The organism is Castellaniella caeni NBRC 101664, from assembly GCF_001592225.1.
In the GTDB taxonomy this organism is placed as follows: domain Bacteria; phylum Pseudomonadota; class Gammaproteobacteria; order Burkholderiales; family Burkholderiaceae_B; genus Castellaniella; species Castellaniella caeni.
The window spans coordinates 157,776-178,696 of record NZ_BCWN01000003.1; the positions used below are offsets into that span (position 1 = coordinate 157,776).

A 20,921-nucleotide genomic window follows, 5' to 3' on the forward strand; every position below is an offset into this window, starting at 1 on the left:
CGCCAGACGGATGGCGTGGTATCAGGCAGGCCCGCGTGCCGACCAAAGGCCAAGCACTTGTTGCACGACGTCATCGATCCCGAGACGGGACGAATCGATCGTGATGGCACCGGCAGCCGCTACGAGCGGCGCATGCGCCCGACCCCGATCGCGTGCATCACGCGCCCGAAGATCGCTTAAAAGGTCGTCTAGATTAGCAGAAATTCCCTTGCCACTCAACTGCTTATGGCGTCTGTGCGCGCGAATTTCAACGTCGGCGTCAAGGAAGATTTTGAGGTCGGCATCCGGAAAGACGACGCTGCCCATGTCACGGCCATCGGCCACCAGACCCGGGGCCTGGCGAAAGTCGCGCTGGCGTTCGAGCAGGGCCGCGCGCACCGCGGGCAGCGCGGCCACCTCCGAGGCCAGGTTGCCGACGGCCTCGTGGCGGATCAGCCCGGCGACGTCCTGGCCGCCCATCAGGATGCGTTCACCCTGGAAGCGCACGTCCAGCGCGCGCGCCAGGCGCGCGGCCAGCGCCTCGTCCTGCCCGTCGCCGCCCGCCCGCTGCAGCGCCAGCGCCGTCAGACGGTAGAGTGCGCCGCTGTCGAGCGCATGCCAGCCCAGGTGATCGGCCACGCGCTGCGCGATGGTGCCCTTGCCCGAGGCGGTCGGCCCATCGATGGTGATGACGGGGATGCGAAGTGCATCCGGAGAAGACGAAACAGGACTCATGATTGCAGAAGGCTTTGAAAATCGGAGAAATAGGCCGGGTAGGTCTTGGCCACGCAGCCAGGATCAAGAATCGTGACGGGCGCACGCCCGAAGGCAGCGAGCGAGAAGCACATTGCCATGCGGTGATCGTCATAGGTGCGGATGTCCGCCGCGCGCCATTGGTCATCGGCCAGGGGATGGACGGTAAGGCTGTCGGCGTCGGACTCGACCTTCGCCCCCAGCCGGGCCAGCTCGGTGTGCATGGCGGCGATGCGGTCGGTTTCCTTGACGCGCCAGCTGGCGATGTTGCGCAGGCGGCAGGGGCCGTCGGCATACAGGGCCAGCACGGCGGCGGTCATGGCGGCATCGGGAATCAGGTTGAAGTCTTCGTCGAAGGCACGCAGGCGCGCCCCCTGCGCGACCACCACGCCCTCGACCTCCAGCGCATCGGCCGCGTAGCGCACCGTGGCCCCCAGGGCCTCGACCACCCGGGCGAAGGCGAGATCGCCCTGGATGCTGTCGGCCCCGACCCCTTCGAGCCGGATCGGCCCGCCGGCAATCGCCCCCAGCCCCAGGAAGTACGAAGCCGAAGACGCGTCGCCCTCGACCTGATAGCGGCCTGGGCTGACGTAGCGGGCATGGGCCGGAATGACGAAGCGCGCCCAGCCGTCGCGCCGCACCTGCACGCCAAAGCGCGCCATGAGGTTCAGCGTGATGAGGATGTAGGGCTTGGAGATGAGCGGCCCGTCGAGCTCGATGACGACGTCGCGCCCCGCCCTGCCCGCCGCGATGGGCGCGGCCATGAGCAGCGCCGTGAGAAACTGGCTGGACACCGAGCCACGCACCCGGATGGGCTGTTGCAGCTGAAGCGCGCCCGGACGGATGCACAGCGGCGGATAGCCTGCCTGCCCCTCGTAGTCCACGACGCAGCCCAGACCCAGCAGCGCATCCACCAGATCGCCGATGGGGCGCTCATGCATGCGCGGCACCCCCGACAGATGGTAATCGCCGCCCATGAGCGCCAGCGCCGCCGTCAGGGGCCGAAAAGCCGTGCCCGCATTGCCCAGGAACAGGCGGGCCGCCCGCACCGGCCAGCGGGCCGCGCCCGTCACGCGCACGCAGCCGGGGCCGTGCGCCTGCAGCGAAACGCCCAAGGCCTGCAAAGCGGCCTGCATCACGCGGGTGTCATCGGAGTCGAGCAGGCCGTGCAGTTCGGTGCTGCCCTCGGCCAGAGCGGCCAGCAGCAGCGCGCGATTGGAGATGCTCTTCGAGCCCGGCAAGGTAATGGTGCCGCGCGCACGCACGGACGGCGGCAGACACAGGGAAGCGGTGTGATCGGTCATGACATCTGGTTGCGCCCGCCCCAAAAGCGGCGCGCCAGGGCGGCCTGCTCGAGCATGGCTTCAAGGGTCTCGGGATGGCTGTCGTCTTCCAGAGCGGCACGCCAACGCCCGAGCACGCGCTCGAAGTCGGCCAGCTCGCCCAGCACAGCCGCGCGGTTGGAAAAAAAGATGTCGCGCCAGACTTCGGGCGAGCCCGCGGCAATGCGGGTGAAATCGCGAAAGCCGGTGCCCGCCAGCCCCAGGCGCGTGTCGGCGTCTTCGGCCCGCACCACCTGCGCCATGTAAGCCGCCGCGAGAAAATGCGGCAGGTGGCTGACGCAGCCCAGGGCGCGGTCGTGGGCATCGGGGCGCATCAGTTGCACCCGCGCGCCGCAGGCTTCCCAGACGCGGATCAGCCGGTGCTGCGCCAGGCCCGGCGTATCGTCGAACGGCGTGAGCACCACCTTGCGGCCATGGTAGAGCAAGGGGTCGGCGGCCTCGGGCCCGGTCATTTCCGACCCGGCGATGGGATGACCGGGGATGAACTGCAGATAGCGCTCGCCCAGCGCCTCTTGCGCCAGCCGGGCCACGTCCGACTTGGTGCTGCCCGCATCGGTGAGCAGGGTATCGGGGCGCAGCACGGGAGCCAGCGCCCGCAAAGCGGGCGCCATGGCGCTGATGGGCGTGGCCAGGAAGATGAGATCGGCCCGCGCCGCGGCCTGGGGGAGATCGACCGCCTCGTCGATGAGCCCCAGCGCCTGGGCGCGCCGCAGTGAGGCCGGGTTGCGCCCGACCCCCAGCACCCGGCCCACCTGCCCGACCCGGCGCAGGGCCGCCGCGAACGAGCCGCCAATGAGGCCGGTGCCGACGACGGCCAGCACGGGAACCAGAGGATCGGCCGCGTCGTTCATTGGGCGAGGATGTCGGACAAAGCCTCGATGAAGCGCGCGTTTTCCTGGGGCAGGCCAACCGTGACACGCAGGTGCTGCGGCAGGCCGTCACCCGCCACGGGCCGCACGATGATGCCGCGGCGCAGCAGTTCGGTGTCGATGCGCGCCGCATCGCCCACCTTGACCAGGACGAAATTGGTATGGCTGGGCACGAAGTCGAGCCCCAAGGCGGCAAAGGCTTCTTGCAGCTGGATGCGGCCGTCGCGGTTCAGCGCATAGGTGCGGGCGAGAAACTCTTGATCCGCCAAAGCCACCCGGGCGGCCAGTTGCGCCAGCACGCTGACGTTGAACGGCTGGCGCACGCGGTTGAGAACGTCGGTCAACCCGGCTTGTGCCAGGGCGTAGCCGACCCGCAGCCCCGCCAGGCCATAGGCCTTGGAGAAAGTGCGCGTGACGATCACGTTGGGATAGGCACGCACCCATTGGGTGCTGTCCGTGCGTTCGGCGGGGTCAAGGTAATCGTCGTAGGCCTCGTCGAGCAGCACCACGACACGATTGCCGTGGCGCGTCCGGACGGCGGCGAGAAACTGCCCGATGGCCTCGGGCGCCAGGTGGGTGCCCGTGGGGTTATTGGGGTTGGCGATGAACACCAGACGGGTGTCTTCCGCAATGGCATCGAGCATGGCGGGCAGGTCGTGCCCGTAGTCTTTGGCCGCCACCATCCGGTGGCGCGCGCCGCGCGCCTGGGTGGCCAGGCGATACACCACGAAGGCGTGCTCGGCGTAGACGGCCGACGAGCCCGCATCGAGCAGCGCCAGCGAAGCGAGTTCGAGCAGATCGTTGGAGCCGTTGCCCACCGTGATCCAGTCGGCGGGCACCCCGTGATGCGCCGCCAGGGCGGCTTTTAAATCGAACGCGTTGGGGTCGGGATAGCGCCCCTGCAGCGCGCCCGCGGCCTCGCTGAGCGCTTCGCGCACCCGCCCCGAGCAGCCCAGCGGATTTTCATTGGAGGCCAGCTTGATGATGCCCGCCGGGTCGAGCCCGAATTCGCGGGCCAGTTCTTCGATGGGCTTGCCCGCCCGGTAGGGCGCGATCGCCAGAATGTGATCGGGAGCCAAGGGCTGAGTCATGACGTCATCACCTCATTGCCTGGGATAGGAACCCAGTATCTTGAAAAACGCGACCTGCTGGCGCAGCTCGGCCAGCGCCAGGCTGACGGGCTCATCGTCGTGATGACCCAGCAGATCGACGTAGAAATAGTATTCCCACTGGCCGGTGCGCGCGGGGCGCGACTCGAGACGCGTCATGGACACGCCATGATGGGAAAACGGCGCCAGCATGTCGTAGACGGCACCAGCCCGATTGGGGACAGCGAGCACCAGGCTGGTCTTATCCCGCCCTGTCGGCCCGGCATCTTGCAATCCAACGGCCAGAAACCGCGTCTGGTTCTGCGGATCGTCCTGGATGCCGCTGGCCACGGTGCTCAACCCCCAGGCAGCCGCCGCGGCATCGCCGGCGATGGCCGCACAGCTGGCGTCTTCGGACGCCATGCGAGCGGCCTGCGCGTTGCTGGCCACCGGCATGCGTTCGAGCCCCGGGTGATTGCGGCTGAGCCAGGCCTGGCACTGCGCCAGCGCCTGGGGGTGGCCAAGCACCCGCGTCACGCCTTCCAGCCCGCCCGTGAGCGTGAGCAGATTGTGGTGGATGCGAATGGTGCGCTCACCCAGCACCTTGAGCGAGGAATGGAGCAGCAGATCGAGGCTGCGGTTGACGGCGCCCTCGGTGGAATTTTCGACCGGCACCATGCCGACGTCCGCCTGGCCCGCCTCGACGGCGCGAAAGACTTCGTCGAACGATTCGCAGCGCAGGCCCGTGATGGCCCGACCGAAGTGCTCGTAGGCCGCCTGCTCGGAAAACGAGCCCTGCGGCCCCAGGAAGGCCACCGTCAGCATGCTTTCGAGCCCGCGACAGGCGGAGATCACCTGGCCCCATACGGCAGCCACGGCGGCCTCGGGCAGCGGCCCGGGATTGAGGGTCTGCAGGCGACGGATGATGAGCGCTTCACGTTCGGGCTTGAGGATGGGCCCGGCGGCGTCGAAGCGCTTCTTGACCTCGCCCACCTGCAAGGCCGCCTGGGCGCGCTGGTTGAGCAACTGCAGGATCTGCTCGTCGAGCGAGTCGATCTGTGCCCGCAGCGGTTCGAGGCTGGCCTGCAAGCTGGGCTCAGCCATGGCGGGCCTCGAAATCGCGCAAGAAGGCGATGAGCGCCCGCACCCCTTCGAGGGGCATGGCGTTGTACAGCGATGCGCGCATGCCGCCCACCGACTTGTGGCCCTTGAGCGCCAGCAGCCCGGCGGCTTCGGATTCGGCCAGGAAGGCGGCGTTGAGCGATTCGTCGCGCAGGAAGAAGGGGATGTTCATGCGCGAGCGCACTGCCGGCTGGATGCGGTTCTCGTACAGCGCAGAGCCATCCAGGTACTGGTACAGGGCTTGCGACTTTTGTGCGCTGGCGGCATCCATGGCGGCCACGCCGCCGTGGCGCAGCAGCCACTTGAACACCAGGCCGGCCATGTAGATGGCATAGGTGGGCGGCGTGTTGAACATGGAGTCGGCCCCGGCCACATTGCTGTAGTCGAAGACCGAGGGGCACTGTGCCGACGCATGACCGATGAGATCTTTGCGCACGAACACCAGCGTGACGCCCGCCGGGCCGGCGTTTTTCTGCGCCCCGGCATAGACCAGGCCCAGGCGCGAGAAATCGATGGGCCGCGACAGGATGTTGGAGGACATGTCGGCCACCAACGGTACTTCGGGCGCCCCCAGCGCGGCCATGTCCGGCATGACGGCCTGTTCGACCCCGCCGATCGTCTCGTTGGCGCACAGGTGCAGATAAGCGGCATCGGCGCGCACTTTCCACTGGGATTGCGCGGGCAGCCAGCACCAGTCGCCGTAGCGGCGACCATCGAATTCGGCCGCGCCCTCGGCGCTGGCCGCCACGGCGATGTCGCCGTAGCGCTTGGCTTCGTTGAATGATTTGCGTGCCCAGTGGCCACTGAGCACGTAGTCGGCGCGGCCACTGCCGTTGCGCCCGATGAGGTTCAGGGGGACGAGGGCATTTTGCGCCGAGGCCCCCCCCTGCATGAACAGCACCTCGAAGTCGTCCGGCACGGCCAGCAAGGCGCGCAGATCGGCCTCGGCCTCGTCGCGGATGCGGCTGTAGTGCTTGCCCCGATGGCTCATTTCCATCACGGAGGTGCCACTGCCCTGCCAATCGCACATGTCGGCAGCCGCCTGCTGCAAGACTTCAAGAGGCAAAGTGGACGGGCCTGCAGCGAAATTCCAGGGGCGATTCATGAAGAGTCCTTAGGAAAGGGAGGAATCATCCGGCGTGTCGTCTGTCGGCGCCGCGCCAGAACCGGGATGGCCATTGGCGCCATCCGTATCAGAGCCTGCATCCGGCGCGGGGTTCGCGTCGGTGGTGTCGTCATCGGCGCCGTCTTCGTCGTCGGCATCGCTTTCCGCCACGCGGCGCACGCCCGACAGGCGGCTGTCCTCATCGACGTTGATGAGCGTGACGCCCTGGGTGGCGCGACCCATCTCGCGGATTTCGGCAACGCGCGTACGCACCAGCACGCCGCCGGTGGTGATGAGCATGATTTCGTCTTCAGGCTGCACCAGCACGGCACTGACCACCTTGCCATTGCGCGCGGAGGTCTGGATGGCGATCATGCCCTTGGTGCCGCGCCCGTGGCGCGTGTACTCGACGATGGAGGTGCGCTTGCCATAGCCGTTTTCGGTGGCCGTCAGCACACTTTGGCTTTCGTCCTCGGCCACCAGCAGCGCGATCACCGCCTGGCCGTCTTCGAGCGACATGCCGCGCACGCCGCGCGCCGCCCGGCCCATCGGACGGACGTCGTTTTCATCGAAGCGCACGGCCTTGCCCGCGTCGGAGAACAGCATGACGTCGTGCTTGCCATCGGTGAGGTCGGCGCCCACCAGGAAGTCGCCCTCGTCCAGGCCCACGGCGATGATGCCGGCCTTGCGCGGATTGGAGAAGTCGGACAGCGGGGTTTTCTTGACCGTGCCGCGCGAGGTGGCCATGAAGACGAACTGGTCTTCGCTGAAGGCCTTGACCGTGAGCACGGCGGTGATGGTTTCGCCGTCGACCAGCGGGAACATGTTGACGATGGGCCGGCCGCGCGAGTTGCGCGACCCCTGGGGGACTTCCCAGACCTTGAGCCAGTACACGCGGCCGCGGTCGGAGAAGCACAGGAGGTAATCGTGCGTGTTGGCGATGAAGAGCTGGTCGATCCAGTCGTCATCTTTCATGGTGGTGGCCTGCTTGCCGCGTCCGCCGCGCTTTTGCGAGCGGTATTCGGACAGCGGCTGGCTCTTGATATAGCCGCTGCGCGAGAGCGTCACCACCATGTCCATGGGAGTGATGAGGTCTTCGGTTTCAAGCTCGGTGGCGTTGAATTCGATCTCGGAGCGGCGCGGATCGCGGGCCGGGTCGGAGAATTCGGCGCGCACGGCCTGCAGCTCGTCGCCAATGATGGTGGTGACGCGCTCGGGGCGCGCCAGGATGTCGAGCAGATCGGCGATGGTGTCCATGATGTCGCGATATTCGCCGACGATCTTGTCCTGTTCGAGGCCCGTGAGGCGCTGCAGGCGCATGTTGAGGATTTCTTGCGCCTGCACTTCGGACAGGCGGTACTGGCCGTCGTCCTGCAGACCATAGCGGGGTTCGAGCCCCTCGGGCCGATAGGCCGCGCGTCCGCCCGAGGCCACGTTGGCGTCGGCGCGCAGCAGCATTTCGCGCACCAGGGAGGAATCCCAGGTGCGATCCATCAGGCCTTGGCGCGCCACCGGCGGGGTGGGTGCGGCCTTGATGATGGCGATGAAATCGTCGATGTTGGCCAGGGCGACGGCCAGGCCCTCGAGCACGTGGCCGCGCTCGCGCGCCTTGCGCAGCTGGAAGATGGTGCGCCGCGTGACGACTTCGCGGCGGTGCTGCAGGAAATACTGCACCATCTGCTTGAGATTGAGCAGGCGCGGCTGGCCATCGACCAGCGCCACCATGTTCATGCCGAAGGTTTCTTGCAGCTGGGTGTTCTTGTACAGATTGTTGAGCACCACCTCGGGCACTTCGCCGCGCTTGAGTTCGATGACCAGGCGCATGCCGTCTTTGTCGGACTCGTCGCGGATGTCGGAGATGCCGTCGATCTTCTTTTCGTTGACCAGTTCGGCGATGCGCTCTTGCAGGGTTTTCTTGTTGACCTGATACGGGATGGCATCGACCACGATGGCCTGGCGGCTGCCGTGCGGCAGGTCTTCGAAGTGGGCCTTGGCGCGCATGATGACGCGGCCGCGGCCCGTGCGGTAGCCTTCGCGCACCCCGGCCATGCCGTAGATGATGCCGCCGGTGGGGAAGTCGGGCGCCGGGATGCGTTCGATGAGTTCGTCGATGGTGCAATCGGGATTGCGCAGGCAATACAGGCAGCCCTCGACCACCTCGGACAGGTTGTGCGGCGGGATATTGGTGGCCATGCCCACGGCAATGCCGGCGCTGCCGTTGACCAGCAGATTGGGCAGGCGCGAAGGCAGCAGCAGCGGCTCTTGTTCGCTGCCATCGTAGTTGGGGCCGAAATCGACGGTGTCCTGGTCGATATCGGCCAGCAGTTCGTGGGCAATCTTGGCCAGGCGCACCTCGGTGTAGCGCATGGCCGCCGCGTTGTCGCCGTCGATGGAGCCGAAGTTGCCCTGGCCGTCGACCAGCATGTAGCGCAGTGAAAAATCTTGTGCCATACGCACGATGGTGTCGTAGACCGCGGTATCGCCGTGGGGGTGATACTTACCGATGACGTCACCGACGATACGGGCCGACTTCTTGTACGAGCGGTTCCAGTCGTTGTTGAGCTCGTGCATGGCAAACAGCACGCGCCGGTGAACTGGCTTGAGGCCATCGCGCACGTCGGGCAAGGCACGCCCCACGATCACGCTCATGGCGTAATCGAGATAGCTGCGGCGCATCTCGTCTTCTAGCGAAATGGGCAATGTCTCTTTAGCGAAGGATTCCATGGTTTCGTCCGAAAGCTGCAGGCGTAAAACAAGTCTGGGCCAACCGCTGATTCTATCATCCACCCTCGGACAGCATGGTTTTGCCGGTATTCCGGGCATTCGGCCCGGGCGCGGGGCACGGCCGGGCAAATCCGCCAGGCGTTGCAAAAATCCCACAGGCTGGCGCTCCCCCCGGGAGAAATCGCGCCCAGAGCGGCCACACACGCCCGAACACTTAACCAGGCCCTGGAAAATGCCTTAAGATTTCGGCTAACACGCATCAAACCCAGCGCAATTCATAGTTTCCGAACTGGACATTGCTATACTGGAAACGTTCTTTCAGATATGCGGCGGGGGTTCGCTGCGGTCACTTTCAAGCATCATGCTCAAACGAGGAGAAACATGAACAAACCCTCCAAAATCGCTATTGGACTCGCCATCGCAGCCATGGCCGCCGTCGGTACTGCGTCGGCTTCCGACAACTGGACCAACGTTGACGGCCACGTCTGGAAAGATGCCAGCGGCGAAAACTGCTGGCGCGATGCTTTCTGGACGCCCGCTACCGCCGCCGAAGGCTGCGGCAAGCCCGTCGCCGAAGCGCCCGTCGTCGCCCCGACCGCCAGCAAGGTCGTCCTCAATGCCGACACGTTCTTCGACTTCGACAAGTCCAACCTGAAGCCCGAAGGCAAGCAGGTGCTCGACCAAGTCGCCCAACAAGCCCAGTCGATCAACCTCGAAACCATCATCGCCGTGGGTTACACCGACTCCATCGGCACGGTGGCCTACAACCTCAAGCTGTCCGATCGCCGTGCCGCTTCGGTCAAGCAATACCTGATCAGCCAAGGCGTGCCCGCTGACCGCATCTACACCGAAGGCAAGGGCAAGGCCGATCCGGTCGCCACCAACAAGACCCGTGAAGGTCGCGCGCAAAACCGCCGCGTGGAAATCGAAATCGTCGGCACCCGCAAGTAATTCGGTTCACCGCACGAAACGGCCATGCTGCGGCATGGCCGTACTTAGGGCTCCGCGCGTGCGGGGCCTTATTCATTTCTGGAGCCCACACCGCATGCAAACCGCCAACGTCAACCAAGCCGAACTCGACAAGTTCGGCGCACTCGCCTCCAGCTGGTGGGACCCGCAAGGCGAGCTGAAAACCCTGCACGACATCAACCCGCTGCGCCTGGGCTGGATTCGCACCCAGGCGGGCACGCTGGCGGGCTGCCGGGTGCTGGACGTCGGCTGCGGCGGCGGCTTGCTGGCCGAGGCCATGGCAGCCGAAGGCGCCCAGGTCACGGGCATCGACCTCGCCCAGCAATCGCTGCAGATCGCCCGCCTGCACGGACACGAATCGGGGGTGCGGGTGCACTACGAGTGCATCAGCGCCGAAGACCACGCGCAGCAGCAGGCCGGGCAGTACGATCTGGTCACCTGCATGGAACTGCTCGAACACGTGCCCGATCCCGCAGCCATCGTGCGCGCCTGCGCCCAGCTGGTGCGCCCCGGCGGGCTGGTCTGCTTCTCGACCCTGAACCGCAACGCCAAATCGTTCCTGCTCGCCATCGTGGCGGCGGAATACATCTTGCGCATGGTGCCGCGGGGCACCCACAGCTACGAGCAGTTCATCACCCCCAGCGAGCTGGCGGTCGCCGCGCGCCAGGCCGGGCTCGAGGTCAGCGCCGTCAACGGCCTGCAGTACCTGCCCCTCACCCGGCAATATCAGGTGTCCTCTGACGCCGGGGTCAACTACCTGATGGCGGCACGCCGCCCGGAATGAACGCCATGTCCCCGCTGATCTTGTTCGACTTCGACGGCACGCTGGCCGACACCGCCCCCGACCTCGCCGCCGCCGCCAACCGGCAACGCACGCGCCAGGGGCTGGCGCCCCTGCCCTACGAGGCCTTGCGGCCCCATGCCTCGCATGGCGCGCGCGGCCTGCTGAAGGCCGCGCTCGACCTGAACCCGGACGACGACGCCTACCCGCGCGTCCGGCAGCAGTTTCTGGACGACTACGCCCAAGCCATGCTGGTACACACCCAACTGTTTCCAGGGGTGGCCGAACTGATCGAGCAGCTGGCCCGGCAGGCGCTGGCCTGGGGCATCGTTACCAACAAGGTCGAGGCATTGGCCTTGCCCATCGTGCGGCACTTCGGGCTGGACGCGCGCTGCGCGGTCACCGTGGGCGGCGACACAACCCCGCACACCAAGCCCCACCCCGAACCCCTGCTCTACGCGGCACGCCAGGTGGGCGCGCGCCCCGAGCACTGCATCTACATCGGCGACGACGCGCGCGACATCCAGGCGGGCAAGGCCGCCGGCATGGCCACCGTGGCCGCCGCCTACGGCTATTGCGCGGACGATCCGGCCAGCTGGCAGGCGGACATCATCGCCCGCTCGCCCGCCGACCTCTGGCCCATCATCCAGCGTTGGCAACAGCGCGATACGAACCCGCCGCGGTAAACAGCACGTCGGTGGACGAGTTGAGCGCCGTCTCGGCGGAATCCTGCAACACACCGATGATGAAACCCACGCCAACGACCTGCATCGCCAGGTCGTTGGAAATGCCGAACAGGCTGCAGGCCACGGGAATCAGCAGCAAAGAGCCGCCCGCCACGCCCGAGGCGCCACAGGCACAGACCGCCGCCACGATGCTCAGCAGCAAGGCGGTGAAAAAATCCACCGAAACCCCCAGGGTGTTGACGGCGGCCAGCGTGAGCACCGTGATGGTGATGGCGGCGCCCGCCATGTTGATGGTGGCGCCCAGCGGAATCGACACTGAATAGGTGTCTTCTTCCAGACCCAGTTTTTCGCACAGCGCCATATTGACGGGGATATTGGCCGCCGAGCTGCGCGTGAAGAACGCTGTCACGCCGGATTCGCGCAGGCAGGTGAAGACCAGGGGATACGGGTTGGCGCGGAGGCGCGAGAACACGATCAGCGGATTGACCACCAGCGCGACGAACACCATGCAGCCCAACAGCACGGCCAGCAGGCGCACGTAGTCCAGCAGGGATGCGAAGCCTGTTTCCGCGATGGTGGCGGCCACCAGGCCGAAGATGCCGATGGGCGCCATGCGGATGACGATGCGCACGATGTACGACAGGCCCAGTGACAGGTCGGACATGACGTTCTTGGTGGAGCCATGCGCATGGCGCAGGGCGATGCCCAGGCCCACGGCCCAGGCGAGAATGCCGATGTAGTTGGCCTCCAGCAGCGCGTGTACCGGATTGTCCACCACGCTCATGAGCAGGTTGCGCAGCACCTCGATGACGCCGCTGGGCGGATTCAGCGTCGAGTCGCCCAGCTGCAGCTGGATCGTCAGCGGAAACAGGAAGCTGGCGCCCACGGCCACCACGGCGGCGGCGAACGTGCCCACCAGATACAGGATCAGGATGGGGCCCAGCTGCGTCTTGGCCCCCTTCTGGTGGTTGGCGATGGAGGCGGCCACCAGGACGAACACCAGCAGAGGCGCGATCGATTTCAGCGCCGTGACGAACAGATTGCCCAGCAGGCTGACCGCGCGCGCGGCATCCGGCGAGACGTAGGCCAGCACGACCCCCGCCACCAGGCCGATGACGATCTGCATGACCAAGCTGCCGTTGGTGACGAACTGAAGAAGAGGATTGGGTTTGGAGGCGGAAGACGCCATCGGGAAGGCTCCTTGGTGAGTGTCCGGTCACGGACCAGGAAGATCAACACAATGCGCCTTGCCCAACATCTCGCGGAGAGAAACCCGTGCCCAACTGGAAATTGGAAATGGCCGCCATTCTACCTCGACAACGGCGCGGCCACGAATCGATAAAATGACGCATCCGCCCGGCGCTGGCCGGGCCCGCCCATTTTTTCACAAGGACACCCATGGCTTCATCACCCATCCGCGTCGGCATCGCCGGTTACGGCAACCTGGGGCGCGGCGCACTGGCGGCCATCGCGCAGCAGCCCGACATGCACCTGGCAGGCGTCTTCTCGCGGCGCGCCCCGGCATCGCTGGCGCTGGCCGACCCCTCGGTGCCGGTGTGGTCGCTGGACGACGCCGCCGCCCACCGGCAGGACATCGACGTGCTGATCCTGTGCGGCGGCTCGAAAGACGATCTGCCGCAGCAAGGCCCCCGGCTGGCGCAATGGTTCACCACCATCGACAGCTACGACACCCACGCGCGCATCCCCCAGTATTTCGACGCCGTGGATCGCGCCGCCCGCGAGCACGGCACTCTGTCGATCCTGGCGGTGGGCTGGGATCCGGGCCTGTTTTCCATCAACCGGCTGATGGGCGAGGCCATCCTGCCCGCGGGCGCCACCTATACGTTCTGGGGCAAGGGGCTCAGCCAGGGGCATTCGGACGCCATTCGCCGCGTGCCCGGCGTGGCCGCGGGGGTGCAATACACGCTGCCCGTGCCCGCCGCGGTCGAGCGCGTCCGGGCGGGCGAACAGCCGCAGCTCAGTACCCGCGACAAACACACCCGCGAGTGCTTCGTCGTGCTGCAGGCCGGCGCCGACGCCGCCCAAGTGCGCCAGGCCATCGTCACCATGCCCGACTACTTCGCCGACTACGACACCACGGTGCACTTCATCGACGCCGACACCCTGCGCCGCGAGCACGCGGGCATGCCCCACGGCGGCTTCGTCATCCGCAGCGGCCAGTCGGGCGCGGGCGACCAGCAGGTGATGGAATACTCGCTGAAGCTCGCCAGCAACCCCGGATTCACCTCCAGCGTACTGGTGGCCTATGCGCGCGCGGCCTGGCGCCTGAAGCGGGCGGGCGAAACCGGCGCCCGCACGGTGTTCGACGTCGCGCCCGGCCTGCTCTCACCCAAGTCGGCCGCCGACCTGCGCCGCGAGCTGCTGTAGGCGGCGCCGCGCAGCCCGCGCACGGTCTGGATTTGGAGTACCGTACAGAGAGTCTGTTCACGCACGTCCGTTGCCCAAGCCCATGACATCCAGCCACCCTGCACCGTCTTCCATCCCGCACACGGCCCAGGCCATGATCGACTTCTGGCAGGAAGCGGGCCCGGCCAAGTGGTTCGCCAAGAGCGCGGCTTTCGACGCGGCCTTTCGCAGCCGCTTCTACGACGCGCACTACGCCGCCGCCCGGCAAGAGCTCGAAGACTGGCTGCGCCAGCCGCTGTCGGCCCTGGCGGTGATTCTGTTGCTGGATCAATACCCGCGCAATGCGTTTCGCGGCACGGGCCACATGTTCGCCACCGACGGCCTGGCCCTGGCCTATGCCCGGCGCAGCCTGCCGCTGCTCGACCAGATCGAGCCCGGCTTGCGCAACTTCGTCTGTCTGCCCTTCATGCACGCCGAAAGCCTGGCCGTCCAGGACGAGGCGCTGGCGCTGTACCAACAGCACGTGCCCGACTCCGTCCGCTGGGCCAACATGCACCGGGACATCATCGTGCGCTTTGGCCGTTTCCCGCACCGCAACGCCGCGCTGGGGCGCGCGACCACCCCTGAAGAACAGGCCTTTCTCGACGCGGGCGGGTTTGCCGGTTAAGGGTTGCTGTCGGTAAAGATGCCTCTGGCAGGCAACCCGCAGGTCACACGCACACCGGTGCAGGCCAGTCCAGGGACATATCAGCCGTGCGTCGCACGCCACTGGACAAACCAGCCGTAGCCGCTCAGCATCACGACACCGGCCACCACCAGCAGCGCCCCCAGGAGAAAGCCGGAGCCAATCGGCTCGCCCAGCAGCCAGGCGCCCAGGATCACGCCGAAAAACGGGGTCAGAAAGGAAAACACGCCCAGCCGCGACGCCAGGTACTTGCGCAGCAGCCAGAACCACGCGAGATAGCTGAGAAACGCCACGAAGACGGACTGGAACGCCAGGCTGGCCCAGACCAGCGGCGTCGCGTGAAACGTGGTCTGCCCCATCAGCACGGCAGCCGCCAGCAGCAGGATGGCTCCGGCCAGCAGCTGATACAGCAGCGTCTGGCTGGCGGGCAACGACGCCAGCGGCGTGACGCGCACCAGCACTGTCGTCGCCCCCCAGGCCGCGCCCCCCGCCAGGGCCAGGATGTCGCCCCAGAGCATGGCCCCCGCCACCGTCGCATGCCCGGTATCGCGCACCAGAAAGGCCAGCGCGACCCCCGCGAAAGCAAGCCCCACCCCCAGCCACTGCGCGGCGGCCAGACGTTCTTCGGGCAGCTTCCAGTGCAGGCCGATGGCGGCGAAGATGGGCGCGGTATACAAGAGCACCACCACGTGGCCCGCCGTGGTGAAGCGCAGGCTTTCGCCGACCAGCAGAAACTCGAGCGCATACAGGGCCCCCGCCAGCAGCCCGGGGCGCCAGAGCTTGAGCGCCTCGTCCAGGGGTTCGGCGCGGCGCCAGGCCATGACCGCCCCCACCAGCACGCCACCGATGGCCGTACGCAGGCCGATCTGGTACACCGGGGAAAAATCCGCGGTGGTGGCCTTCAGGACAATCTGCTGCAGCGCCCAGATGAGGCACAGCACCAGCATGAGGCCGGACGCCAGACCATCCATGGGTTGACGACTTTCCACGTTTGCTCTCGATCTGCTGTTGTCGGAAACACATTGTAGGCCGGGTCGGTGGCGGCCCCAGGTCCGGCGCGCAACGGATCGCCGATTAACCCGGCCAGGAACCGGGGCGTCCCTGGCCTATCCCCTGCCCGGGGTCTATGATGAAGTCAACCCACAGAACAAAGGAACACCACCATGGACGCACCCATGTATCCCCACGCCACCGCTGATCTGGCCAAGCGCCGCGCCGAACTGGCTCCCGAACCCCTGGCCGCCTTCAAGGCCTTCAGCAAGGCGGTCTTCGCCGCCGGCGCCCTCGACGCCAAGACCAAGCAGCTCATCGCCGTTGCCGTCGCCCACGTCACCCAATGTCCCTACTGCATCAAGGGCCACACCGAAGGCGCATCGCGCGCCGGGGCCAGCGACGCCGAAATCATGGAAGCCATCTGGGTGGCCGCCGAAATGCGCGCGGGCGGCGCCTACGCGCACTCCAACCTGGCCTTGCAGACACTCGAAAACCTGCACCCGCACACGCACCCCTGAATCATCCCCCGCACGTACGGCGCGCCCGCGCACCCGTGCGCGGCGTCGTTGCCCGGACAGCCCGGCCAGCCTGAACTGTCCCTGTCCGGCATGCGGATGAAACGTTCATCAGGCTGCCGTCATCCAATGGCATCACATGAATTTCCGGAGGCGAAGTGGACACCCAAATTCAGCACGACTTGAACACGGCCAACGACCTGTCGCTGATCACCCTGTGCGGCGCGGGTAATTTGAAAGCCTTTGACGTCCTGATGAAGCGCCACAACCAGCAGTTGTACCGCGCGGCCCGCAGCATTCTTCACGACGAGGCCGAGGCCGAAGACGCCGTGCAAGAGGCCTGGTGGAAGGCCTTCCAGCACCTGCAAGACTTTCGCGCCGACGCCCAGGCCGCCACCTGGCTGACGCGCATCGCGGTCAACGAGGCGCTCATGCGCCGACGGCGAAACAAATCGCGCGAAACTATCATCCAATCGGCGTACCAGGTATCAGGCAATTCCGACAACATGCTCCCTCCCGGCGCTACCCTCCCCGCCCCAGAGTCCTCGCGGCCAGACCAGTCGGCCTGGCGCGCAGAACTGCGGCACAACATCGAACAGCAGATCGATGCCCTGCCGGACATCTACCGCACGGTCTTCATGCTGCGCGGCGTGGAAGAAATGTCCGCCACCGAAGTCGCCCAGGTACTCGACATCCCCGAAGCCACCGTGCGGGTGCGTTTCATGCGCGCCCGCCACCTGCTGCAAGCCGCCATGAAACACGACTTCGACCCCAAGGCAGCCAGTGCTTTTTCCTTTGCCGGTGAACGCTGCGCCCGCATCGTCGCCGGCGTGCACGCGCGCATGCGGGCCGCAGGGCTGCATCCCGAAGACGAAGCCTCGATGTAAATATACGCACGCCAGCAGGCAGCAGGCGCACGGGCATGACGCACGACGTGTCGCGCTGCGCAAAAACCCCTCGGCAAACCAGGCTCACGTCTGGTTTGCCGAGGGGTTTTGCATGATGCGACAGGCGCTCGCGGCGGCTGGGCCGGGGCCGGCTGACCGCCCATGAACACGCGGCAGACACACGATCCAACGGCCCGCATCGCCGCCTAGTCGATACGCTTGCTTTTCAGGATGGCGGCGACATCGGGAAACTGCGCCAGCGCCACGGCGGGCAACTGCGCATCGGTGGCGGCATAGGGCTTGTGCGCGGCATCGGCCGTACCCACCACGATGCGCCCGACCATGCCGGCCATCTCATGCGGCAGGCAAAAGTAGTCGTACACGCCGGGCACACTCAGCACGACCTCGAACGACTGGCCGGGCAGCAGATAGCCGGAATCCCAAGGCGTTGCGCCATCCGGGATGCGCAGCGGCTTGTGGTTCTTGGGATGGTAGGCCGTGGTGGTGTGCGCATTGCCCGTGTCGCTGTTCACCCAGCGCACCGTCTGTCCCGGCTGAATCAGCAGGCCATGGGGCCGAAACCAGACCTGGGAACCCGAAGGGGTGCCGGACATCTGGATTTCGACCGCCTCCGCCGCACCGGCACGCCGGATGACGGCTGCCGTCAGCAGCAGACCGCCGCCCATGGCCAGCAGACGGCGGCGCTGCGGGTTGAAGGCGGCGGTGCTCATTTGGCGACGCTCGCTTCCTGCGCGGCAGGCACGTTCCACAGAATGATGTGGATATGCGGCTCAGCCACGCCGGGGTGCCCCGCGTTGTACTGGATGTCCACGTGATCCACGTGGCCCGCGGGCGCTTTCAGATCCTGGAAGTGCATATCGGGCTTCATTTGCGCGATGGGGATCATATAGGTGGTGCTGACCAGCTTGCCATGGTGGTCGTAGCCCAGGAAGGGGCCGGCCGGCAGGGTGGACGGATCAACGAACAGCTGCCCCAGGCCGGGGATGAAATCAGGCAGCTTGACCAGCGAGCTGACGGCCTTGTAGGGGGCTGCGGGCGGGGCCTGCTCGACGGAGGTCTGCGCCGCATACGCGCCAACGGAACCCACGGATAGTGCCAGGGCGGCGGCCGCCGCGGTCAAGAATGAACGTTTCATGAGAATCTCCAGAAGCACGCAGCGCGAATCGCTGCTTTCAACCCATTGGATGCAGCGCGCTGAAGATGTGTTTCAGGGATCGGATAAAAAATTGGCGCCGGCGGCCGGTGGCAGGCCAGGCGCCTGCGCGACGGCCCGCAGGCCGTTGACGGTGCCACAGCGCCGCCGATATTCGCTGGGCGAGAGGCCGGCAAACGCCCGAAAATGACGACGCAGCGCCAGCGCCGACCCAAACCCCACCTGTGTCGCCACGTGCTCGACCGATTGGTCGGTGGATTCAAGCAGCTGCTGGGCGCTGGCAAGTTGCTGCTTGAGACGCCATTGCTTGACCGTCAGCCCCGTCAATTGATGAAAACGGCGGGTAAAGGTACGCACGGATACGTGCATGCGGTCGGCCAATATCTTCAGGTTTTGCTGCTCTTGCAGGTGCGTTCGCATCCAGACCAGCAAGCCCCGCAGCTCGCGGCTGCTGTCGTCAAGAAAAAAGGACGCGTCGATGTGCTGCCGCTGGTCACCATGGCGCAAAAGGCCCACGGCAAGACTGGCCGCCACCTGGTCGGCCACCGCGGCCCCGGCCAGATACCGCAGCAGCAAAAGGCACAGATCGATCGCCGCACATCCCCCCGCGGAAGTCCAGAGATTGCCGTCGCGCACGTAGAGGATGTCGGGGTCGATGTCCACCCTGGGGAAGCGCTGGGCAAACAGGCGGGAATACTGCCAATGCGTGGTCGCACGCCGCCCATCCAGCAGGCCGGCTTCGGCCAGGACAAAGCAGCCCAGGTGCAAGCCCACCACTTGCGCCCCTCGCGCGCAGGCCTGGCGCAAGGCTTGTTTCAAGGCCCGCGGCACCGGCGCATCGGGCCCAGGCCAACCAAGTACCAGAACGGCATCGGCGCTTTGCAGGTGCCCCAGCCCGGCTTCGGGCTGGATGGAAAACCCCGCCCCCGTTTTGATGACCCCGGCATCAACCGCCACACAGCGGACCTTGACGGCATTTGTGCCCAGGCTTTGAGGATCGAACACCATCAAAGGCCCGGCCAATTGCGTCGCCCCGATACCGTCGTAGACCAGCAGTGCAAGCTGGCGACGCGGCAGGCAAGGATGATCAGGCTGGGCGAACATTGAAATTACATTTGTAATGGCTGGAAATGATCGAATTTTAACCAGAACGTGGCTTGTCCGGCGCCTGGCCGAACCGCAAAATAAGGGCCTTTGACACACGTCATGCAGCGCCGCGCGCGCCCGGTCAAACCTCCACACCCACATCAATGCGAAATCTAACCATCGGCATCCGCCTGACCCTCGGCTTTGGCGTTCTCATCCTCTTGCTGGTTCTGCTGGCGATCCAAAACGGCTGGCTCATGATGGGCACGCGCGACAGCAACCAAAAAAGCATTGAGCGCCAGGCGCTGGTGGTGACGGCCCTCGAGCTGGAAACCGCCATCAAACTGAATACGGCCTACAGCCTGGCGGCCGCCAGGGCGCAGGGGCTGACCACCAACGAAGATTTCGACCAGGAAATCCAGGCAGCCACCACCAAGGCGGCCACGCTGGTCAAGTCGCTGGATCAAGGCATCCAAGACCCCAAGGCCCGCACCTTATTTCAGAAACTGGAACAGCTGCGCCACGACTTCGTCACCCGGCGCAATGCCGCGCTGGCCGCGATGGAATCGGGCCACACCCAGGATGCCCAGCGCTTTTTCAATCAGGAAATGCCATCGCTTGTCACCACCTACATCGACCAGGTCGAAGCCTTTACGCACTACCAGACCGACAGCGTCAATCAAGCCCAGCGGCAAATCGTCCACGACATCGACGAAGGGCTCTGGGTCAGCGGCATCGCCACGCTGCTTGCCCTGGTTTTCAGCCCCTGGTTTGCCCGCAGCGTCACCCGATCTATCACACGCCCGCTCAATAAGGCCGTGCAACTGGCCACCCAGGTTGCCCACCGCGACCTCAGCCCCTCGATCACCGCCTTGGGGCGCGACGAAATCACCCAGCTTGAAAAAGCCCTGGATGCCATGGTGACCGGGCTGCGCGAAACCATCGGGCAAGTCCATGGCGGGGCCAATGCCATTGCCACCGCCGCCAGCCAGATCAGCATGGGCAATCTTGATCTTTCCGCACGCACCGAACAGCAGTCTGCCTCATTGGCACAAACCGCGGCCTCGATGGAAGAAATCACGGCCACCGTGCGGCAGAACGCCGACAACGCCCAACAGGCCGACCATCTTTCCAGGCAGGCCACGCAGTCCGCCCAAACAGGCGGCACCACGGTCGAAAAACTGGTGCTCACCATGGGCGACATTCACACGAAATCCCAGCAGATCGCGGAAATCGTCGGCGTCATCGACAGTATTGCCTTCCAGACCAACATCCTCGCCTTGAATGCCGCCGTCGAAGCCGCACGCGCGGGCGAGCAGGGCCGCGGCTTTGCCGTCGTCGCCGCCGAAGTGCGCGCGCTGGCACAGCGCAGCGCCAACTCGGCCAAAGAAATCAAGGCCCTGATCGACACAGCGGCTGAAGTCATGGCGCACGGTAATACCCAAGCCCAGCAGGCCGGCAGCGACATGCGGGCCATCGTGGACGGCATCCAGCGCGTCAGCGGCATCATGGCCGACATCACCACCGCCAGCCACGAACAGACCACGGGCATCGAACAAATCAACGTCGCCATCACGCAGATGGACGATGTCACCCGGCAAAATGCCAGCCTGGTGGAAGAATCGGCCGCCGCCAGCAGCCTGCAAGAACAGGCCGACACCCTGGCCCAGCTGGTCGCCACCTTCCAGATCGGCACCGACCGCCAGGCGCGCGCCGGGCAAACCCGTCACCAGGTGCCCATGCGACCGCCCAGCCTCGACAAGGCGGCAATCCCCCTGCTGGGCGCCTGACGACC

The 20,921-nt window shown here is 66.1% G+C and carries 20 protein-coding genes; 8 read left to right on the plus strand and 12 right to left on the minus strand.

Annotated elements, in window-relative coordinates; all coding sequences use genetic code 11:
* Positions 1-21 precede the first annotated feature (21 nt).
* The 7 genes from cmk to gyrA are packed head-to-tail and all read right to left on the minus strand — an operon-like array spanning position 22 to position 8,983.
* Positions 22-714 carry a (d)CMP kinase gene (gene cmk, locus CCA01S_RS03050; protein WP_066453893.1) on the minus strand — a complete coding sequence of 231 codons (693 nt, stop codon included), beginning with the start codon at positions 712-714 and terminating at the stop codon, positions 22-24.
* Entirely contained in the window at positions 711-2,036 is a 1,326-nt protein-coding gene (gene aroA, locus CCA01S_RS03055) for a 3-phosphoshikimate 1-carboxyvinyltransferase (protein ID WP_066453896.1), read from the minus strand. Before aroA ends, cmk begins: the two co-directional genes overlap by 4 nt.
* The gene (locus CCA01S_RS03060; RefSeq protein ID WP_066453897.1) at positions 2,033-2,926 is read right to left on the minus strand and encodes a prephenate dehydrogenase; all 894 of its coding nucleotides are present in this window, start codon (positions 2,924-2,926) and stop codon (positions 2,033-2,035) included. Before CCA01S_RS03060 ends, aroA begins: the two co-directional genes overlap by 4 nt.
* Positions 2,923-4,035, minus strand: coding sequence for a histidinol-phosphate transaminase (hisC, locus tag CCA01S_RS03065; protein WP_066453900.1), 1,113 nt, complete (start codon positions 4,033-4,035; stop codon positions 2,923-2,925). The genes CCA01S_RS03060 and hisC overlap by 4 nt, the downstream gene beginning before the upstream one ends.
* A gap of 12 nt (positions 4,036-4,047) precedes the next feature.
* The gene (gene pheA / locus CCA01S_RS03070; RefSeq protein ID WP_066453903.1) at positions 4,048-5,136 is read right to left on the minus strand and encodes a prephenate dehydratase; all 1,089 of its coding nucleotides are present in this window, start codon (positions 5,134-5,136) and stop codon (positions 4,048-4,050) included.
* Positions 5,129-6,259 (minus strand): 3-phosphoserine/phosphohydroxythreonine transaminase, encoded by a 1,131-nt coding sequence (serC, locus tag CCA01S_RS03075; protein WP_066453905.1) that lies wholly within the window; start codon positions 6,257-6,259, stop codon positions 5,129-5,131. The genes pheA and serC overlap by 8 nt, the downstream gene beginning before the upstream one ends.
* Before the next feature lie 9 nt (positions 6,260-6,268).
* Entirely contained in the window at positions 6,269-8,983 is a 2,715-nt protein-coding gene (gene gyrA / locus CCA01S_RS03080) for a DNA gyrase subunit A (protein ID WP_066453906.1), read from the minus strand.
* Between the two features lie 381 nt (positions 8,984-9,364).
* Between gyrA and ompA the strand changes: the two genes are divergently transcribed.
* The 3 genes from ompA to CCA01S_RS03095 all read left to right on the plus strand — a co-directional run bounded on the left by ompA (position 9,365) and on the right by CCA01S_RS03095 (position 11,419).
* A complete protein-coding gene (gene ompA, locus CCA01S_RS03085) occupies positions 9,365-9,934 on the plus strand; it encodes an outer membrane protein OmpA (protein WP_066453907.1) in 570 nt (189 codons plus the stop codon).
* Positions 9,935-10,028: 94 nt separating this feature from the next.
* Entirely contained in the window at positions 10,029-10,736 is a 708-nt protein-coding gene (ubiG, locus tag CCA01S_RS03090; RefSeq protein ID WP_066453908.1) for a bifunctional 2-polyprenyl-6-hydroxyphenol methylase/3-demethylubiquinol 3-O-methyltransferase UbiG, read from the plus strand.
* A 5-nt stretch (positions 10,737-10,741) separates the two neighbouring features.
* Complete coding sequence (locus tag CCA01S_RS03095; protein ID WP_066453911.1) at positions 10,742-11,419, plus strand: HAD-IA family hydrolase; 678 nt, start codon at positions 10,742-10,744, stop codon at positions 11,417-11,419.
* Here the strand turns inward: CCA01S_RS03095 and sstT are convergent.
* On the minus strand, positions 11,376-12,608 hold the full coding sequence (sstT, locus tag CCA01S_RS03100) for a serine/threonine transporter SstT (protein WP_066453913.1): 1,233 nt from the start codon (positions 12,606-12,608) through the stop codon (positions 11,376-11,378). The genes CCA01S_RS03095 and sstT overlap by 44 nt on opposite strands.
* Positions 12,609-12,817: 209 nt before the next feature.
* On the opposite strand from sstT, the gene CCA01S_RS03105 reads away from it, so the two are divergent.
* Together CCA01S_RS03105 and CCA01S_RS03110 are read left to right on the plus strand one after the other, a co-directional pair.
* Positions 12,818-13,807, plus strand: a complete 990-nt coding sequence (locus CCA01S_RS03105; RefSeq protein WP_066453916.1) for a diaminopimelate dehydrogenase — start codon at positions 12,818-12,820, stop codon at positions 13,805-13,807.
* Positions 13,808-13,889: 82 nt separating this feature from the next.
* The gene (locus CCA01S_RS03110; protein WP_084386425.1) at positions 13,890-14,453 is read left to right on the plus strand and encodes a DUF924 family protein; all 564 of its coding nucleotides are present in this window, start codon (positions 13,890-13,892) and stop codon (positions 14,451-14,453) included.
* An 80-nt stretch (positions 14,454-14,533) separates the two neighbouring features.
* Here the strand turns inward: CCA01S_RS03110 and CCA01S_RS03115 are convergent, their stop codons facing one another.
* A complete protein-coding gene (locus CCA01S_RS03115; protein WP_066453921.1) occupies positions 14,534-15,460 on the minus strand; it encodes a DMT family transporter in 927 nt (308 codons plus the stop codon).
* A gap of 174 nt (positions 15,461-15,634) precedes the next feature.
* Here CCA01S_RS03115 and CCA01S_RS03120 point away from each other — a divergent pair, with 174 nt between their 5' ends.
* A complete protein-coding gene (locus tag CCA01S_RS03120) occupies positions 15,635-15,982 on the plus strand; it encodes a carboxymuconolactone decarboxylase family protein (protein WP_066453923.1) in 348 nt (115 codons plus the stop codon).
* A 155-nt stretch (positions 15,983-16,137) separates the two neighbouring features.
* The gene (locus CCA01S_RS03125; protein ID WP_066453924.1) at positions 16,138-16,866 is read left to right on the plus strand and encodes an RNA polymerase sigma factor; all 729 of its coding nucleotides are present in this window, start codon (positions 16,138-16,140) and stop codon (positions 16,864-16,866) included.
* Positions 16,867-17,072: 206 nt separating this feature from the next.
* Here CCA01S_RS03125 and CCA01S_RS03130 read toward each other — a convergent pair whose 3' ends face one another.
* The 3 genes from CCA01S_RS03130 to CCA01S_RS03140 all read right to left on the minus strand — a co-directional run bounded on the left by CCA01S_RS03130 (position 17,073) and on the right by CCA01S_RS03140 (position 19,144).
* Complete coding sequence (locus CCA01S_RS03130) at positions 17,073-17,597, minus strand: plastocyanin/azurin family copper-binding protein (protein ID WP_066453926.1); 525 nt, start codon at positions 17,595-17,597, stop codon at positions 17,073-17,075.
* Complete coding sequence (locus tag CCA01S_RS03135) at positions 17,594-18,022, minus strand: DUF5602 domain-containing protein (RefSeq protein ID WP_066453932.1); 429 nt, start codon at positions 18,020-18,022, stop codon at positions 17,594-17,596. The genes CCA01S_RS03130 and CCA01S_RS03135 overlap by 4 nt, the downstream gene beginning before the upstream one ends.
* A 72-nt stretch (positions 18,023-18,094) precedes the next feature.
* Entirely contained in the window at positions 18,095-19,144 is a 1,050-nt protein-coding gene (locus CCA01S_RS03140) for a GlxA family transcriptional regulator (RefSeq protein ID WP_066453934.1), read from the minus strand.
* Positions 19,145-19,290: 146 nt separating this feature from the next.
* Between CCA01S_RS03140 and CCA01S_RS03145 the strand changes: the two genes are divergently transcribed.
* Positions 19,291-20,916 (plus strand): methyl-accepting chemotaxis protein, encoded by a 1,626-nt coding sequence (locus CCA01S_RS03145; protein ID WP_066453937.1) that lies wholly within the window; start codon positions 19,291-19,293, stop codon positions 20,914-20,916.
* Positions 20,917-20,921 lie beyond the last annotated feature (5 nt).

Excerpts from the sequence above, each read along its gene's own strand:
- cmk (WP_066453893.1), bottom strand. The coding sequence starts at position 714 with ATGAGTCCTGTTTCGTCTTCTCCGGATGCACTTCGCATCCCCGTCATC.
- aroA (WP_066453896.1), bottom strand. The coding sequence starts at position 2,036 with ATGACCGATCACACCGCTTCCCTGTGTCTGCCGCCGTCCGTGCGTGCG.
- CCA01S_RS03060 (WP_066453897.1), bottom strand. The coding sequence starts at position 2,926 with ATGAACGACGCGGCCGATCCTCTGGTTCCCGTGCTGGCCGTCGTCGGC.
- hisC (WP_066453900.1), bottom strand. The coding sequence starts at position 4,035 with ATGACTCAGCCCTTGGCTCCCGATCACATTCTGGCGATCGCGCCCTAC.
- pheA (WP_066453903.1), bottom strand. The coding sequence starts at position 5,136 with ATGGCTGAGCCCAGCTTGCAGGCCAGCCTCGAACCGCTGCGGGCACAG.
- serC (WP_066453905.1), bottom strand. The coding sequence starts at position 6,259 with ATGAATCGCCCCTGGAATTTCGCTGCAGGCCCGTCCACTTTGCCTCTT.
- gyrA (WP_066453906.1), bottom strand. The coding sequence starts at position 8,983 with ATGGAATCCTTCGCTAAAGAGACATTGCCCATTTCGCTAGAAGACGAG.
- ompA (WP_066453907.1), top strand. The coding sequence starts at position 9,365 with ATGAACAAACCCTCCAAAATCGCTATTGGACTCGCCATCGCAGCCATG.
- ubiG (WP_066453908.1), top strand. The coding sequence starts at position 10,029 with ATGCAAACCGCCAACGTCAACCAAGCCGAACTCGACAAGTTCGGCGCA.
- CCA01S_RS03095 (WP_066453911.1), top strand. The coding sequence starts at position 10,742 with ATGTCCCCGCTGATCTTGTTCGACTTCGACGGCACGCTGGCCGACACC.
- sstT (WP_066453913.1), bottom strand. The coding sequence starts at position 12,608 with ATGGCGTCTTCCGCCTCCAAACCCAATCCTCTTCTTCAGTTCGTCACC.
- CCA01S_RS03105 (WP_066453916.1), top strand. The coding sequence starts at position 12,818 with ATGGCTTCATCACCCATCCGCGTCGGCATCGCCGGTTACGGCAACCTG.
- CCA01S_RS03110 (WP_084386425.1), top strand. The coding sequence starts at position 13,890 with ATGACATCCAGCCACCCTGCACCGTCTTCCATCCCGCACACGGCCCAG.
- CCA01S_RS03120 (WP_066453923.1), top strand. The coding sequence starts at position 15,635 with ATGGACGCACCCATGTATCCCCACGCCACCGCTGATCTGGCCAAGCGC.
- CCA01S_RS03130 (WP_066453926.1), bottom strand. The coding sequence starts at position 17,597 with ATGAGCACCGCCGCCTTCAACCCGCAGCGCCGCCGTCTGCTGGCCATG.
- CCA01S_RS03135 (WP_066453932.1), bottom strand. The coding sequence starts at position 18,022 with ATGAAACGTTCATTCTTGACCGCGGCGGCCGCCGCCCTGGCACTATCC.
- CCA01S_RS03140 (WP_066453934.1), bottom strand. The coding sequence starts at position 19,144 with ATGTTCGCCCAGCCTGATCATCCTTGCCTGCCGCGTCGCCAGCTTGCA.
- CCA01S_RS03145 (WP_066453937.1), top strand. The coding sequence starts at position 19,291 with ATGCGAAATCTAACCATCGGCATCCGCCTGACCCTCGGCTTTGGCGTT.